This is a genomic window from Alienimonas sp. DA493, assembly GCF_043951915.1.
Lineage (GTDB): Bacteria > Planctomycetota > Planctomycetia > Planctomycetales > Planctomycetaceae > Alienimonas.
In genome coordinates this window covers 1-15,369 of record NZ_JBINJD010000118.1, presented here as the reverse complement: position 1 = coordinate 15,369, position 15,369 = coordinate 1, and the positions used below count along the sequence as shown (strand labels likewise).

General features: G+C 72.4%; 12 protein-coding genes and 1 pseudogene. 1 reads left to right on the top strand and 12 read right to left on the bottom strand.

Annotation, left to right across the window (positions count from 1 at the left end; genetic code table 11):
- Nucleotides 1-499, top strand: a pseudogene (locus ACG2DA_RS16420) (hypothetical protein); the annotation flags it as partial.
- Here ACG2DA_RS16420 and plsY read toward each other — a convergent pair.
- The 12 genes from plsY to ACG2DA_RS16360 all read right to left on the bottom strand — a co-directional run bounded on the left by plsY (nucleotide 381) and on the right by ACG2DA_RS16360 (nucleotide 15,272).
- Nucleotides 381-1,148, bottom strand: a complete 768-nt coding sequence (gene plsY / locus ACG2DA_RS16415; protein ID WP_395256875.1) for a glycerol-3-phosphate 1-O-acyltransferase PlsY — start codon at nucleotides 1,146-1,148, stop codon at nucleotides 381-383. The pseudogene ACG2DA_RS16420 and the gene plsY sit on opposite strands and share 119 nt — an antisense overlap.
- 269 nt (nucleotides 1,149-1,417) lie before the next feature.
- Nucleotides 1,418-2,320: a lipopolysaccharide core heptose(I) kinase RfaP gene (rfaP, locus tag ACG2DA_RS16410; RefSeq protein ID WP_395256874.1), complete on the bottom strand. Its 903-nt coding sequence runs from the start codon at nucleotides 2,318-2,320 to the stop codon at nucleotides 1,418-1,420.
- Entirely contained in the window at nucleotides 2,317-3,561 is a 1,245-nt protein-coding gene (locus ACG2DA_RS16405; protein WP_395256873.1) for a glycosyltransferase family 4 protein, read from the bottom strand. The genes rfaP and ACG2DA_RS16405 overlap by 4 nt, the downstream gene beginning before the upstream one ends.
- 114 nt (nucleotides 3,562-3,675) lie before the next feature.
- Nucleotides 3,676-4,773 carry a lipopolysaccharide heptosyltransferase II gene (gene waaF / locus ACG2DA_RS16400; protein ID WP_395256872.1) on the bottom strand — a complete coding sequence of 366 codons (1,098 nt, stop codon included), beginning with the start codon at nucleotides 4,771-4,773 and terminating at the stop codon, nucleotides 3,676-3,678.
- Nucleotides 4,770-6,434 carry a PfkB family carbohydrate kinase gene (locus ACG2DA_RS16395; protein WP_395256871.1) on the bottom strand — a complete coding sequence of 555 codons (1,665 nt, stop codon included), beginning with the start codon at nucleotides 6,432-6,434 and terminating at the stop codon, nucleotides 4,770-4,772. Before ACG2DA_RS16395 ends, waaF begins: the two co-directional genes overlap by 4 nt.
- Before the next feature lie 239 nt (nucleotides 6,435-6,673).
- The gene (locus ACG2DA_RS16390) at nucleotides 6,674-7,510 is read right to left on the bottom strand and encodes a TatD family hydrolase (protein ID WP_395256870.1); all 837 of its coding nucleotides are present in this window, start codon (nucleotides 7,508-7,510) and stop codon (nucleotides 6,674-6,676) included.
- Nucleotides 7,507-9,195 carry an NADH-quinone oxidoreductase subunit N gene (locus ACG2DA_RS16385; protein ID WP_395256869.1) on the bottom strand — a complete coding sequence of 563 codons (1,689 nt, stop codon included), beginning with the start codon at nucleotides 9,193-9,195 and terminating at the stop codon, nucleotides 7,507-7,509. The genes ACG2DA_RS16390 and ACG2DA_RS16385 overlap by 4 nt, the downstream gene beginning before the upstream one ends.
- Complete coding sequence (locus ACG2DA_RS16380) at nucleotides 9,192-10,841, bottom strand: NuoM family protein (RefSeq protein WP_395256868.1); 1,650 nt, start codon at nucleotides 10,839-10,841, stop codon at nucleotides 9,192-9,194. Before ACG2DA_RS16380 ends, ACG2DA_RS16385 begins: the two co-directional genes overlap by 4 nt.
- A gap of 78 nt (nucleotides 10,842-10,919) precedes the next feature.
- The gene (nuoL, locus tag ACG2DA_RS16375) at nucleotides 10,920-13,010 is read right to left on the bottom strand and encodes an NADH-quinone oxidoreductase subunit L (protein WP_395256867.1); all 2,091 of its coding nucleotides are present in this window, start codon (nucleotides 13,008-13,010) and stop codon (nucleotides 10,920-10,922) included.
- Nucleotides 13,007-13,345: an NADH-quinone oxidoreductase subunit NuoK gene (gene nuoK, locus ACG2DA_RS16370; protein WP_395256866.1), complete on the bottom strand. Its 339-nt coding sequence runs from the start codon at nucleotides 13,343-13,345 to the stop codon at nucleotides 13,007-13,009. Before nuoK ends, nuoL begins: the two co-directional genes overlap by 4 nt.
- Nucleotides 13,342-13,947 (bottom strand): NADH-quinone oxidoreductase subunit J, encoded by a 606-nt coding sequence (locus ACG2DA_RS16365; protein WP_395256865.1) that lies wholly within the window; start codon nucleotides 13,945-13,947, stop codon nucleotides 13,342-13,344. Before ACG2DA_RS16365 ends, nuoK begins: the two co-directional genes overlap by 4 nt.
- Nucleotides 13,944-15,272 (bottom strand): NADH-quinone oxidoreductase subunit H, encoded by a 1,329-nt coding sequence (locus ACG2DA_RS16360; protein WP_395256864.1) that lies wholly within the window; start codon nucleotides 15,270-15,272, stop codon nucleotides 13,944-13,946. Before ACG2DA_RS16360 ends, ACG2DA_RS16365 begins: the two co-directional genes overlap by 4 nt.
- Between the last annotated feature and the right edge of the window lie 97 nt (nucleotides 15,273-15,369).

The following is a 15,369-nucleotide window of genomic DNA, read 5'->3' as shown; positions in this document are numbered from 1 at the left end:
CGGCCAACTGTGGGACGCCGCCGCGGCGGCGCTGGTGCGGTGGCGGCAACTCTGGACGGAACGCGGTTGGAACTGGCTGCTGAGCGCCCTCGGCGGTTGGCTGGCCTCGGGGCCGGGCGTGGCGCTGGCGCTGACGCTCGCTGCGCTGATTGGTTGGTGGGCGTCGCGGACGCTGCGGGCCCGGCGAACGGGGGATCCGGCCCGGCGGCAGGTCCGCACGCTGCTGCGGCGGGCCGACCGCCGACTGGCCCGCCGCGGCCTGACCCGCGACCCGGCCGAGTCCCTGCACGCCTTCGCCGACCGCGTCGCCGCGGCGCTGCACGACCCGGCGTGGGGCGCCTGGTACGGCGGGCTGGCGGACCTGCTCTACCGCCCGGCGCTCACCGCGGAGGCGGCGGAGTGGGCGGCCCGTTCCCCCCGGCCGCCGCTGCCGTCTTGGCGGGCGACGCGTCTTCGGAGGTCCGGGCCGGTTTCCCGGCCGGCGTCTCACCCGGCTTGAGGTCCTGACCGCCCCAGCGGTTCTCCTCCCCCCGTAGCATCCGGGAGAAGTTGCTGGCGTGCCGGGCGGTGATGAGCACGGCCGTCAGCAGGGCGAATCCGGCGAGGTCCCAGCGGGCCGGAGCGAACAGCTCCGGCCGCAGGATCAGGCAGTCCACGCCGCAGGCGATCGCGAACGCCCACGCCGCCACGGTGGAGGCCAGCGCCACCAGCCGGGTCGTCTTGACCACCAGCAGGAACGCCGCCGCCCCGACGAGCAGCCCCGGCCAGTGCAGCGCCGCGGCGACGCCCAGCCCCGTCGCCACACCCTTGCCGCCGCGGAACCTCAGCCAGACCGGGAAGACGTGCCCCAGCACCGCCGCCGCTCCGCAGACCACCGCCAGCCGGCGCCAGGCCTCGCCGGCGTCGGTCAGGTTCTCGCCGGTCAGCAGCCCGGGGAGAACCAGCACGGGCACGGCGCCCTTCAGGGCGTCCAGCAGGAGGATCAACGCCCCCCACCGCTTGCCGACCACCCGCGTGGCGTTGGTCGCCCCCGGGTTCCCGCTGCCGACCGTGCGCAGGTCCACCCCGGCGACCCACCGCACGATCAGCAGCGCCCACGGCACGCTGCCGGAGAGATACGACAAACCGGCGGCGAGGGCGTACTCCATGCCGCGGAGTCTGGCAGAAATCGGCCCGGGCTTCACGCCGCCGGCCGGTCGCGGCCGTTCTCCCCTCTCCCTTGAGGGAGAGGGGCCGGGGGTGAAGGTGACGCACGATTCGCACGCCCCCGCTCTTCGCAGTGGTGCACCGTCGGGAGAGCGGGGCGGCCCGTCAGGAGAGCGGGGCGGACCGTGAACCGCGTCTGGAAGTCACAGCCCCCTCACCCCCGACCCCTCTCCCCCAAAAGGGGGCGAGGGGAGTCCTGTCTGCGGCCCTGCTACAAATCGTTCCGTTCCGTGTGCCGGCCGATCGCGGCGGCTTTGCGGCGGATGCGTTGCACGAGGGAGCGGTCCGCCGGCCCCAGCGGCCGGCCGAGGTAGGCCCGCAGGAACCGCAGGCAGTCGCCGCGGGGGACCGCGTCGGCGCTGTAGTAGAGCTGGGCGAGGTCCTTCACCCGCCAGCGTTCCGGCAGCGTGCCGTGAACGCGGACCCGGCCGAGGTCGATGATCGACGGCACGCCCGGTTCCCCTGGACCCGAACCGGCCGCGGGGGGCAGCAGCCAGTGGCAGAGGTAGAGGTCCTGGTGGTGCATCCCCGCCGCGTGCAGGCTCCGGGCGAGGCGGGCGACCTCCGCGACCAGCGCCCGCCGGCGGGCCGTCGTCTCCGGGGAGCGGTCGCCGCGGCGGTCGTTCAGCCAGTGGTCGACCCGTTCGCGGTCCTCCAGGGCCTCGGTCATTACGAACGACCGCCGGTTGCCGATCGGGCCGGTCTCCCCGAAGGCGACGGGGGTCATCGTGGGCAGGCCGACGGCGTGGAACCGCAGCATCGCCTCCCACTCCGGCCGGGCGCCGAGCACCGGCTTCGTCAGTCGGAACAGCGGTTTGACGTACTCCGAGAGCGGATCGCGGCCGTGCCGTTTGATGTAGAACGCTCGCACCCCGCCGGCGTCTCCGTCGGCGTCGGAGGCGGGGAACTCAAACCGGGCCGTCACCCGCCGTTTGACCTGCCGGGCGACCTCCGTCGGCTCCAGCCGGTCGAAGGCGGCGCAGGTCGTCAGGCCCTCGCCCCGCAGCCAGTCGGCGCAGGCGGCGTTGACCGTCAGGCGGCCGTCGTCCCAGCGTTCGGTGCGGATCGTCGAGCCGGCGGCAGTGGCTTCGGGGGCGGTTCGAGCGGGAGTCATGCCGCCCTCCGGTTCGACTCCTCCGAGGCCTCGTCCCGATCGCCGGCGGCGTCGAAGCCGGGCAGGGCGGCGAGCGTCTCCCGCAACCGCCGTTTGAGGTCGTGCCGCTCGGCGTCGGCGGCCGCCGCGTCGCTCATCCGGCGCCGCAGGGCAGGGTCGTCGATCAGCCGGGCAATGCGGTCGGCGAGGTCCGCCGTCGCCCAGGGGGAGTCGATCACGAAGCCGTCCACGCCCTCCGTCAGCAACTCGCCGGCGCCGTTCTGCTTGGTGGTGACGACCGGCAGCCCGGCGACCTGGGCCTCCGCCACGACCAGCGCCCCGGGGTCGTAGAAGGTGGGAAACGCCAGCAGATCGCAGCCGGCGTAGGCCTCCCGCGGGTCGGAGACCGGCCCGATCCACCGCACCCGGTCGGCGATCCCCAGCCGTTCGGCGAGCGCCTCGTACCGCTGCGTCTTCGGGCTGCCGCAGACGACCAGCACGGCCGTCGGCCGGGAGGGGGCGAGCTTGGCGAACGCCTCCAACAGCGGTTCGAGCCCCTTCAGGGCGTAGTTCCAAGCGATGAACAGGGCGGCGACGTCGCCCTCGGTCAGCCCGGCCCGTTGGCGGAAGCGGGCCCGCCGCTCCGCCGTCTCGGCCGGCGTGGGCGGTTGGTCCGGCAGACGGATGCCGTTGGGCACCACGGCGATGCGGTCGGCCGGCACGCCGTGGAATCGTTGAAAGTGTTCCGCGACCATCGCGCTGGGGGCGATCACGAACGGACCGGCCTCCCCGCCCGGCTCTCCCGGCCGGTTCCCGCCGAAGGCTTGGCGGTCGATCCAACGGTAGCCGATCTGCGTCGGGTTCAGCCGCTTGCCGAGGCTCCACAACTCTCGCCGCAACGGGGAGCGGAAGCGGGCCCGGTTGTACTCCAGCGTGCCGGGGTGGGCGCCGGCGACGGCGATCAGCACGTCCTGGGCGTAAGTCTTGTTGAAGCCGATCGTTAGGTCGAAGCCCCCGGCCCGCACCGCCTTCGCGGCTTCCTGCGCGAAGCGGACCGCCCGCAGCCACCGCACCCGGCCCAGCGGCCCGAGCGGCAGCAGTTCGACCCGCACCCCCGCCGGCAGGTCGAGCCCGCCGGCCTTTCGGGCGAAGATCGTGACGGCGTGCCCGGCGTCGTGCATCACCCGGGCGAACATCGCCACGGTGTTCTCCGCCCCGCCGAAGCCGGAGCCGACCTTCTCGATGGTCAACGCGATCTTCACGGGGTTCCGCGGCGGAGCGACATAAATCGTGGTCTACCAACCCGGAGCGTTAGCGAGGGCGAGAGCCGAGCGGCGCCCGCGTCCCTCGCTGACGCTTCGGGTTGGCGGGGGGCGTCAGGCGGCGCGGCGGGCGAGCGTCGGTTCCGATGCGACCGCCGGGGCCGACAGGGCCTCGCGGACCGCGGCGAACACGCGGTCCGGCGAGAGGTCCTGCATGCACTTGTGATGCCCCAGCGGACAGGTCCGCTGCTGGCAGGGGCCGCAGTCCACGGGCAACTGGAGGTGCGTGGCGTTCGCGTGGAACGTCTCGCTCCAAGCGATGTGGGTGGGGCCGAACAGCGTGACGGCCGGCGTGCCCAGGGGGCCGGCGAAGTGCCGGGGGCCGCTGTCGGTCGTCACCAGCAGGTCGGCAGCCCGCACGGCGGCCTTCGTCAGACCGATGGAGAGCTTGCGGTCCCCGTCGCGGGACGTGCCGACGCTGACCACCCGCGGGTCGTCGGCGAGGGCGGCGATCTCCGCGGCGATGGCCCGTTCGCTCGGCCCGCACAAGGCCAGCACGGCCCGGCCGTCGGCGGCGATGCGGCGGGCGAGGTCCGCGAAGTGAGCCGTCGGCCAATGCTTCGCCGCCCCGAAGGCCCCGCCGGGGTTCAGGGCGACGAATCCGTCCCGCAGCACGGGGTTCTCGCTGAGCACGGCTTGGAACGCCGCCTCGTCGGCCGGCTGCACGGCGAGTTCCGTGCGGGTGCCGGGGTCGCCGCAGCCGGCGGCCTTGGCGAGCTTGTTGTAGGAGAGCAGCGTCGGCGAGGGTCGGGAGCGGTCGCCGATCGAGACCGGGTCGGTCAGCAGCCAGCGGCGGCCGTCGCGGTCGAAGCCCAGCGTCCGCCGGGCCCCGGCGACCCGGGCGATCGCCGCGGCCCGCAGGGAGTTCGGGAACAGCACCGCCAGATCGGCCCGATTGCGCCGCAGCGAGCGGGAGACCCGCCACGCCGCCCGCTTGGACTTCGGTAGGGAGACGATCTCGTTCGCCAACCCGGTGCCGGCCAGCACGTCCCCCACCGGGGGCCGGCAGACGGCGACGACGCGGGCGTCGGCGAACCGTTCCCGCAGCGCCCGCAGGGCGGGGGTCGCCATCACGGCGTCGCCCACCCAGTTCGGCAGGAACGCGGCGAGGGTGCGGACGTTCGTCGGGTCGAGGGGACCGCGGGCGATCATGCCGCCCTCCGCATCAGCACGGTGTCCCCGTTGGGGTCGGAGGCGGACGGCGACGCTGTCGCGTCCTCGTCAGACGCTTCGGCGGGGGCGGTGGGCGTTTTGCCGCTGCGGATACGTTCGACGATCTGCGTGGTGCTCCAGCCCTCCAGCACGCCCAGCGGGCGGACGGAGCCGCCGTATTCCTCGACCACCTCTTTGCCGACGATCTCGTCGACGGAGTAGGTCCCGCCTTTCACCAGCACGTCCGGCTGGAGGATACGGAGCAGCCGGTGCGGGGTGGCGTCCGGCATCGGCACGACGTAGTCGACGGCCCGCAGGGCGGCGAGCATCGCAATCCTCTGCTCCTCCGGCACCAACGGTCGGTCGGCACCCTTGCCGAGGCCGCGGACGGAGGCGTCCGTGTTCACCGCGACGACCAGCACGTCTCCCTGGGCGCTGGCCTCCTCCAGCGAGGCGACGTGCCCCGCGTGGAGCAGGTCGAAACAGCCGTTGGTGAACACGACCGTCTGACCGGAGGCCTGCCGCCGGCCGAGCAGGTCGGCGAGGGCTTCGACGTCCTCCACGATCCGCCCGGCGCCGCCGCGGCCGCCGGAGAGCAGGTCGGCGACGATCTCGTCCCGGGTGACCGGGGCGCACCCCACCTTTTCGACTTCGATCCCGCCGGCGACGTTCGCCAGCCGGGCCTGATCCTCGGGGGAAAGCCCCTCGGCGGCGGCGAGACCGATCACGGCCAGCACGACGTCGCCGGCCCCGGTGATATCCGCGACGCCCCGGCGGCGGGTCGGGTGGCAGCTGGTCGTCGGCGGGCCGCTTTCGCCCCGCTTGGCCAGCACGATGCCGTCGCTGTCGATCGTGACGAAGCAGTGCTGCAGATCGAGGTCGGCGACGAGCTTTTTGCCGGCGGCCTCGGCGTCGCCGATCGTTTCGATCGACTTGCCGACGGCCCGGCCGGTCTCGGTGCGGTTGGGGGTGACGGCGGTCGCCCCGCGGAAGCGGGAGCAGTCCCCGCTGCCCGGCGGGTCGGCGAGGACCGGCAGCCCGGCCGCCTTCGCGGCGGCGATCACCCCGGCGCACACCCGCGGGGTGAGCACGCCCTTGCCGTAGTCGCTCAGCAGCACCGCGGAGACGGTCGGGAGCAGTTGTTCGATCCGGGTCAGCAGGGCGTCTTCCACCTGCCGGCCGAGGGCGTCGCGGACCTCCCGGTCCACCCGCAACATCTGGTGCGGATGCCGGTGGTGGGCCCGGCCGAGGAACCGCTCCTTGACGGTCGTGGGCCGAGAGTGATCCGCGATCAGTCCGCCGGTGGCGACGCCCGCGGCCTCCAGTTCGCCCCGGCAGGCCCGGCCGTCGGCGTCGTCGCCGATCACCCCGGCGACCACCGGTTGGGCGCCCAGCCCGGCGAGCATATTGGCGACGTTCGCCGCCCCGCCCAGACGGACTTCCCGCTTTGATTCCCGCAGCAGGATGACGGGGGCCTCCTGCGAGACCCGCTCCGCCTCGCCCCAGATGTAGCGGTCGAGAATCACGTCCCCGACGACCAGCACCCGCGGGCGGCCGAGGTTGCGGACGGTGTCGGCCAGTTTCACGGGGAAATGCGTGGGTTGGGCGCGGACGGACCGCACGGCGGGGGAACCGGCGGCGGAAGAACCGGGGGCGGGCATGATCGACGGCGTCCGTGCCGCGGGGAAGGGAGGCGACCCGGCGTCTGCGAACCGGGGACGCCGATGCTTCGCATACGGAGCCCCGACAGGGCAAGGGCGAAGCGGGGCGGGGGGCGGTTCGCTCCCTGAACCCCGACCGTCAGCGAGGCGGCCGTTCGCAAAGGTCCGGACGTCGAGGACACGGGCGAACCGTGCGGAGACGTCAGAACGGCCCCTCCCTCACGGTCGGGGCTCGGGCGTCAGCCCGGCAATCCGAACAGCTGCCGGGCGTTGGTCGTGCTCGTCTCCGCCAGCTCCGCCGCCGGGAGGCCGCGGGCTTCGGCGATTTTCGTCAGGGTGTAGGCGACGAAGGCCGGTTCGTTCCGCTTCACCCGGCCCCGTTGCGGGGTGGGGACGAGGTAGGGGCAGTCCGTTTCGACCAGCAGCCGGTCGGCGGGGCACTCCGCGGCGACGGCCAGCAGGGCGTCGTTCTTCTTGTAGGTGACCATCCCGCTGAAGGAGAGGTGCATCCCCAGCTCCAGGCACTGCCGGGCGGTGTCGGCGTCGCCGGCGAAGGAGTGCATCACCCCCGGCGGCAGTCCGTCGGCCCGGGTTCCGGCGAACTCCCGCATCACCCGCACGGTGTCCGCCTCCGCCTCGCGGCAGTGCACCACGAACGGCTTGCCGCAGTCCGCCGACAGCCCCAGGTGCCAGCGGAACCACTCCTCCTGCAAATCGTGCGGGGCGTAGTCCCAATAGTGATCCAGCCCCGTCTCCCCGACCGCGACGACCCGGGGGTGGGCGGCCAACTCTGTGATGCGGTCGCGGTCGTCTGGGGCGGTTTGATGGGCGTAGTTCGGCTGCACGCCGACGACGGCGAACAGGGCGTCGTGCGCCTCGGCGAGGCTCACCGCGGCCTCGCTGGTGGGGCGGTCGATGCCGACGACGAACATCGTCCCCACCCCGGCGTCGGCGGCCCGGGCGATCGTCTCCTCCAGGTCGCCGACGTACCCGTCCTCCTGCAGGTGGGTGTGGGTGTCGACCAGCGGGAGCGGCGGCGGGGCCGGCGGGGCCGGCTTTTTCTTCGACTTGCTCATCGCAGGGTCGCCTCCGCGATCGCCTCGCACAGCGTGCCCAGCCGGCTGAACAGCAGGAGAATCCCGATCGTCGGGGCGGCCAGCAGGACGAGGAACGCCCGCTCCGATCCGGTGACCGGCGGGCGGGCCGGCGTGGCGGCGACCCGGTCGGCGGCGACCCGATCGGCGGGGGGCGAATCGAGGTACAGGCTGCGGATCGGGCGGAAGTAGTAGAACAGGCTGGCCACGGTGTTCGCCGCGGCGATCCCGCCGCAGAGGAACAGCAGCGGGGCGCCCTCGCGGTCCGACAGCGCCGCCGCGAACACCGCCAGTTTGCCGACGAACCCGGCCGTCGGCGGCAGGCCGACCAGCCCGACGAGGCTCACGGCGAAGCAGCCGGCGATCCAGGGCATCTTCGTCCCCAGCCCGGCGAGCGAGGCGACGTCCGTCCGCAGGGTGCGGTTGCGGAACACCGCCACCGCCGCGAACGCCCCAAGGTTCAGGAACAGGTAGGCGATCAGATAGAGCAGCGTCCCTGCCAGCCCCGCTTCGGCGAGGCCCGGCTCGCCCCGGCCCACGCCGACGAAGCAGGCCGCCACGCCCAGCAGCACCGTGCCGGACTGGGCGACCGTGCTGTAGGCCAGCAGGCGGCCGAGGTCCTTCTGGGCGAACGCGGCGAGGTTGCCGAAGGTCATCGAGACCGCCGCCGCCGCCGCGCAGGCCAGCCCGATGCCGGTCAGGAGTTGATCGCCGGTCTCGCCGAAGTCCCCGTTCAGCCCCAGCCCGAACCGCACGAGCAGGGCGAAGGCGCCGATCTTCGGGGCGACGGACAGAAACCCGCTGACCTCCGCGAGCGCTCCCTGGAAGGCGTCCGGGCTCCAGAAGTGGAAGGGGAACAGGCTGAGCTTGAAGGCCAACCCGCACAGCACGAACACCGCCCCGGCGACCGCCGCCCCGCCGACGCCCGGCGTTTCCCAACCCAGTCCGTCCAGCGGCACGAGGGCCAGCCGTTCGCCCAGCGCCGGCAGGCTCAGCGTGCCGGTCGCCCCGGCCAGCAGGCTGGCGCCGTACATCATCACCGCGGCGGCGCCGGCTCCGAATACGAGGTACTTCAGCGCCGCCTCGCCCGCCTCGCGGCTGCCCTTGCGGAAGCCGACCAGCACGTAGGCCGGCACGCTGGCCATCTCCACGGCGAGAAACAGCATCAGCAGATGGTTCGCCTGCCCCATCAACACGCTGCCCAACGCCACGCCGGCCAGCGGCACGTGGAAGTCCGGGCCGTCGTCGTCGTTGGGGTCGGCCGAGGGGCGGGGGACGCCGGTCAGCACGGTGAGGGTCACCGTCAGGTTCCAGCCCAGCAGCACCAGCACGCGGACGAAGACCGTCAGCGAGTCGTTCCGCACCAGTCCGGCCCACGCGTCGCCGGGGGTCTCGAAGGCGTCGGCCCACTGCAGACAGGCGACCGCCGTGGCGATCGCCGAGCCGAGGAACGCCACGGTGCCCGCCGGCAGCCACTTCGACAGGCCGAACAATCGACTGAGCAGCAGGGCGACGATCACCGCGCACACGACCAGTTCCGCCGCGAACGCCGGCAGACTGCCGACCACGTCGCCGATCACGCGCGGCCAGTCGCGGGCCACGTCGATCGCGTGCGGGTTGTAGGGCAGCTCCGCGAGGGGCGGCCCGGCGGCGGGGGCGAACGTCATTCCGCCTCCGCGGGTCCGGCGTCCTCAGCGGGAACCCCGTCCTCAACGGGCGCGGCGGCGATCGTGGCGTTCGGATCGGTCCGCAGGCGCTCCGCCTCGACCGCGTCGCCGAGGGTCGTCACCAACCGGTCCACCGCCGGCTCCGCCACGTCGAACACCGGCCGCGGGTAGACCCCCAGGACCACCGCGAGCAGCATCAGCACGGCGAAGATCGCGGTCTCCCGGCCGGACATCGGCGAGAGGTTCTCCCGCAGCGGGCCGACGTAGTCCGCCCCGAGGAACACTCGCTGGACCATCCGCAGCATATAGCCGGCGGTCAGGATGATGCCGAACGCCCCCGCCGCCGCCGCCCACCAGGTCGCCGGCCAGGCGGCGAATACGGTGACGGCCTCCCCCACGAACCCGCAGAGCCCCGGCAGGCCGAGGGCGGCGAAGCTCATCCCCAGCCCCAGCGCCGCGTAGATCGGCATCCGCCGCAGCAGGCCGCCGAAGCGGTCCAACTCCCGGTGGTGCACCCGGTCGTACAGCACGCCGACCGCGAAGAACATCCCCGTGCTGGTGATGCCGTGGCCGACCATCTGGAAGATCGCCCCGCCGAAGCCCATCCGCCAGAAGTCCGGTTCGCTCAGCGTCCAGGCGCCCAGCCCCAGCAGGACGTAGCCCATGTGGCTGACGGAGGAGTAGGCGACCAGCCGTTTGAAGTCCGTCTGGGCCATCGCCGCCAGGGCCCCGTAGATCACGCTGATCGCGCCGAGGGCGCACACGGTCTCGGCCGCCTCGGCCGCCCCCAGCGGGGCCAGCGGATAGGTCAGCCGCAGGATGCCGTACCCGCCGACCTTCAACAGCACGCCGGCGAGGATCATCGAGATCGGGGTGGGCGCCTCGACGTGGGCGTCCGGCAGCCAGGTGTGAAAGGGGACCGCCGGCAGCTTGATCAGGAAGCAGAGGAGCATCAGCCAGAAGGCGAGCGTCTGCGTGCCGTGGTCGATCGTGACCCCGGCGTACTGGCCGACCCCGGCGCCGCGGGCGACGTCGGAGAGGGTGCGGACGTCGAAGCTGCTCGGCGCCGCCCCGCTGCCGCTGGCGGAGTAGAGCATCAGCAACGCGACCAACAACAACAGCGAGCCGGCCAGCGTGTACAGGAAGAACTTGATCGCCGCGTACGCCCGGTTCGGCCCGCCCCAGACGCCGATGAGGAAGTACATCGGCAGCAGCATCACCTCGAACAGCACGTAGAACAGGAACAGATCCAGCGCCAGGAACGTGCCCAGCACGCCGGTTTCCAACAGCAGGAACAGGCTCCAGTAGGCCCGCGGCTTCTCCTCGATCTTCCACGACGCCCCCGCGGCCAGCAGGAACACCAAGCCGGTGAGGACCACCAGAGGCAGGCTGATCCCGTCCACGCCTAGGGCGTAGCGGATGTTGAAGGAGGGCACCCACTCCGCGTCGGTGACCAGCCGCATGCCGTATTCGTCCGGGGTGGCCCCGAAGTAGGCCGGCAGCAGGGCCGCGGTGGTCAGCAGGAAGGTCGCCGCGACCGTCCCGGCGCCGACCAGCCGGGCGAGCCCCGCCGGGGCGCACGCCGTCACGATCGCCCCCGCGGCGGGGAGGAACACGATCAGCGACAGCAGGGCGGCGGGGTCCATCTCTTTCCTGAGCGGGTCATAACGCCGAGGCCCCACGGGGCCTCGGCGTTAGGGGGAGGGAGTGTGACGGGAACGGCCTCATCCGGCCAGCAGGACCACGGCCAGAACCGCCAGTCCCACCGCACAGGCGGCCAGCGCCGCGACGTACTGCCGCAGCCCGCCGCTCTGCAGGAATCCGAACAGCCAGCCGAACCCGCGGGCCGTCCGGCCCACGCCCCGCACCAGGCCGTCCACCACCCGCTCGTCCGCCGCCCGTTCGATCCGGGCCACGACCGTCGCCAGTTCGGCGGTTCCGTCGACCAGGCCGTCGATCGCGCAGCGGTCCGTCAGCGCCGTGGCTTCCCCGAGCGTCAACGTCGGCCGCACGGCCAGCGTGCGGTAGATCGCGTCGAACCCCCACCCGCTGCGGAGCCACCGCACGACCGCGGCGTCCTTCAGCCCCTCGGCCCGGGCGTGCCCCGGCGCCCGCCGCCACGGCCCGAACAGCGCCAGCCCCGCCGCGGTGCCCAGCCCGGCGGCGATCAGCCCCATCACCTCCGCGTGGTGGTGGCTCTCGTCCACGGCCGCTTCGCTGGGGGAGACGAATTGTTCGAACGACCCCGGCTCCGGCGCCGTGCGGGTCAGGAATCCGTACAGCGGTCCGCCGTCGCCGCCGATCGCGCAGAACGCCGCCAGCCCGGCCAGCACGACGATCGGCGCCAGCATCACCGCGGGGCTCTCCGTCACGCCCTTCGTCGCCGAACCCGGCGTCCCGGCGAAGGTCAGGCCCCACAGCCGCACCATGTACAGCGCCGTCAGCCCCGCGGTGATCAGCGGGACCCAGAACAGAACGGCGTGTCCGTGATTCGCCTCCGTGAAGGCGAGGGCGTGAGACAGGATCGCGTCCTTCGAGTGGAACCCGCTGAAGCTCAGCGCCTCGCCGAACACCGTCACCCCCGGGATCGCCAGCCCGCTGATCGCGATCACCCCCACCAGCATCGCCCCGGCGGTGACCGGCATCTTGCGCATCAGGCCGCCGAGCTTGCGCACGTCCTGCTCGTGGTGGCAGGCGACGATCACGCTGCCGGCGCAGAGGAACATCAGGCTCTTGAAAAAGGCGTGCGTGACGAGGTGGAACAGCCCCGCCCCCCAGCCGGTCACGCCCAGCGCCAGCATCATGTAGCCCAGTTGGGAGATGCTGCTGTACGCCAGAACGCCCTTGATGTCCGTCTGAAACAGCGCCGGCACGGCCCCGACGACCAGCGTGACGCAGCCGAGGTAGGCGACCGTCAGCAACACCTCCGGCGGCAGCGCCGGGGTCATGCGGCCGACGAGGTACACGCCCCCGGCGACCATCGTGGCGGAGTGCACCAACGCCGAGACCGGCGTCGGCCCGGCCATCGCGTCCGGCAGCCAGACCTGCAACGGGAACTGGGCGCTCTTGCCCACGCACCCCGCCAGCACGCCGAACCCGCCGACCAGCAACGCCGTGCGGCTCAGTTCGCCCGCCCCGGCCGCCTCGAACAGGCTGAGGAACCGCACGTCCCCGTGCGCGGCCAGCAGGGCCGCCAGGCCGATCAGGAAGCCGGCGTCGCCGATGCGGTTCACCACGAACGCCTTCGTCGCCGCCGCGTTGGCGTACGGCCGCTCGTAATAAAACCCGATCAACAGATAGCTGCACGCCCCGACCAGTTCCCACCCCACAAACACGTGGAACAGGTTGCCGCCAATCACCAACAGCAACATCGCCGAGACGAACAGGCAGAGGTAGCCGAAGAACAGGTGGAACCGCCCCGGCCGGACGAGCTCCTGTTCGAGGTGGTGGTCGCGGTGTTCTTCTGTCAGTTCGTCGGCGAGATACCCGAGGGCGAACACGCACACGCAACTCGCCACCAGCGTGACGAGGCAGAACATCGTGATCGTCAGGTGGTCGATCAGATAGCCGAGTTCCAGTGTGACGCTCGGCAGTTCGAGCAGGGTGTAGTACGTCCCGCTGACGGCCGCGGCGCCGTCGAACCCCATCGCCTCGGCGACGGAAAAGGCGAAGCTGACGAACAGCGAGCCGCAGGCGATCAGCCCGGGCAGGCGGTTGTCCTGCCGCGGCCGCCACCAGCGGGCCGTCAGGCAGGCCAACGCCCCGACCAGCGGGGCGAGCGTCGCGATCGTCAGGAACAGGGCGTCGTCGCTCATCCCCGCAGCTCCGAGGCGGCGTCGACGTCGGCGGTGCCGTGCTGGTTGAAGAACGCCAGCACGATCGCCAGGGCCACCGCGGCCTCCGCGGCGGCGAGCACGATCACGAACAGGGCCGCGATCTGCCCGTCCAAGCCGATACCGACGGCGTCCCCGGCGATCGACCGCACCGGGGCGGCCGGCGGGCCGAACTCCGCGGCGGCGACGAAGTTCACGCTCGCCGCGTTCAGGGCCAGTTCCACGCCCATCAGCACGCCGACGGCGTTCCGCTTCGTCGCCATGCACACGACCCCGCAGGTCAGCAGCACCGCGCTCACCAACAGATACCCGGTCATTCCGAACCTCCCGACGGATCGCTTGCGGTTTCGCGGGTGACGCCGCCTTCTGGCTCCACCCGCCGTTTGGCCCGGGCGAGGTACGCCGCGCCGATCAGCACGACCAGCAGGTGCACGGAGACGATCTCGAACGGCAGCAGGAAGCCGGTCCGCGTGGCTCCGCCGAAGCCGAGGAACTTCAGCCCGACCGGCCGCAGCGTCTCCGGCGCCTCGGCGGCGACCGGGGCATCGGCAAAGGCGGACGGCGCCGGGATCGCCCGGCCCAGCCCCACCGCCGTCCAGCCCAGCGCCGCCAGCAGGCCGACGGCGACGACCGCGGTGAAGATCGTTTCCAACAGCCCGATCTTCATCCGTCGGCCGACGCCGGCGTCGGTCAGCATCACCCCGAAGATCAGCAGCACGACGGTCCCGCCGACGTACACGATCAGCTGCGTCGCCCCGACCAACGGGGCGTTCAGCAGGAAGAACAGCCCCGCGACCGCCGACAGGCAGACCACCAGCGAGAACGCCATCCGGGCGACGCTACGGCACGCCGCCACCCCGACCGCCCCCCCGCAGGCCAGCGCCGCGAAGATTCCGAACAGCACGTCGGCCCCGGTCATCGTTCACCCCCCGTAGGGTCCGCTACGCGGACCGTCCCCAGCGCCCCCCGAGCGCCAGTGGCCGGCGCGAATGCGGCGCCGGCCGTCTCGGTCCGCGCAGCGGACCCTACGGACGGAAACACCGTCGGCCGGCCCACGATCGCCAACAGCCCCAGCGGCCAGAGCGTCGCCCCGAGCAGCAGCACGCAGGCGATCGGGGTGAGGTACTTCAGGCAGGCGCTCATCACCTGGTCGATCCGCAGTCGCGGCAGGCTCCATCGCATCCAGATCTGCACGCCGACCAGCAGCGACGCCTTCAGGCAGACGACCCCCGCGAACAGCACGTTCGCCAGATACCCGCCCACGCTGAAGCCCTCCACGCCGACGTCCGGGCTCCAGTCGTTCAGCCCCAGCAGGGCCGCGTCCAGCGGGGCAATCCCCGTCCACCACCCGCCCAGAAACAGCAGCGTGGCGATCAGGCTGACCACGAACATGCTGGCGTACTCCGCGAGCATGAACATGCTCCACCGGAAGCTGGAGTACTCCGTGAAGTACCCGGCGACCAGTTCGCTCTCCGCCTCGGCGAGGTCGAACGGGGCCCGTTTGCACTCCGCCACGGCGACCACGAAGTAGCAGACGAACGCCACCGCACAGAACGGGTTGGCGAACACCAGCCAGTTCGGGAAGAACCACCCGGCCTGAAACAGCCCGATCTCGCCCATCGACAGCGACCCGGCCGCGATCACCGGCACCAGCGCCGTGAGGGCCAGCGGGATCTCGTAGCTGACCATCTGGGCCGCCTCGCGCATCCCGCCCAGCAGGCTCCACTTCGACCCGCTGGTGTACCCGCCCAGCACCACCCCGACGACCTCCAGGCTCAGCACGGCGAGAATCAGGAACAGCCCCACGTCGCTCGCCACGGCGACCCAGCGGGCGTTGAACGGCAGCAGGCTGAAGGCCAGCAGCACGCTGGCCGCGGGCACGTACAGGCTCGCCCGGAACAGCCACTTGTCGGCGGCGTCGGGGACGAGGTCCTCCTTCTGAATGAGCTTCAGCCCGTCGGCGAGCGCCTGCAGCCAGCCGAACTTCCCGCCGACCCGCGTCGGCCCCAGCCGGTCCTGGAGACGGCCGCTTTCTTTGCGTTCCAGCCAGATGAACACCGCCGGCAGGGCGCCGAACAGCAGCATGATCGCCGTCACATGGACCAGCGCCGCGCCCGCCAGCGCCCAGAATCCGTCCAGCCCCATGTCCTCGGCCAGCCACCCGGCGAGCGTCACCGGTTCGACCGGCTCGACCGGTTCGGTCGGGACGAGCGGAGCGTCGGCGGCGGGCGACTGGGCGAGCATCGGGGCGGGGATGGTCCCAGCAACCGCCCCGTTCGGCAACGCCGGTGCGACGATTGGGGGAACAAGCCCGAGCCCCGACCGTGAGGGAGGGGCCGTT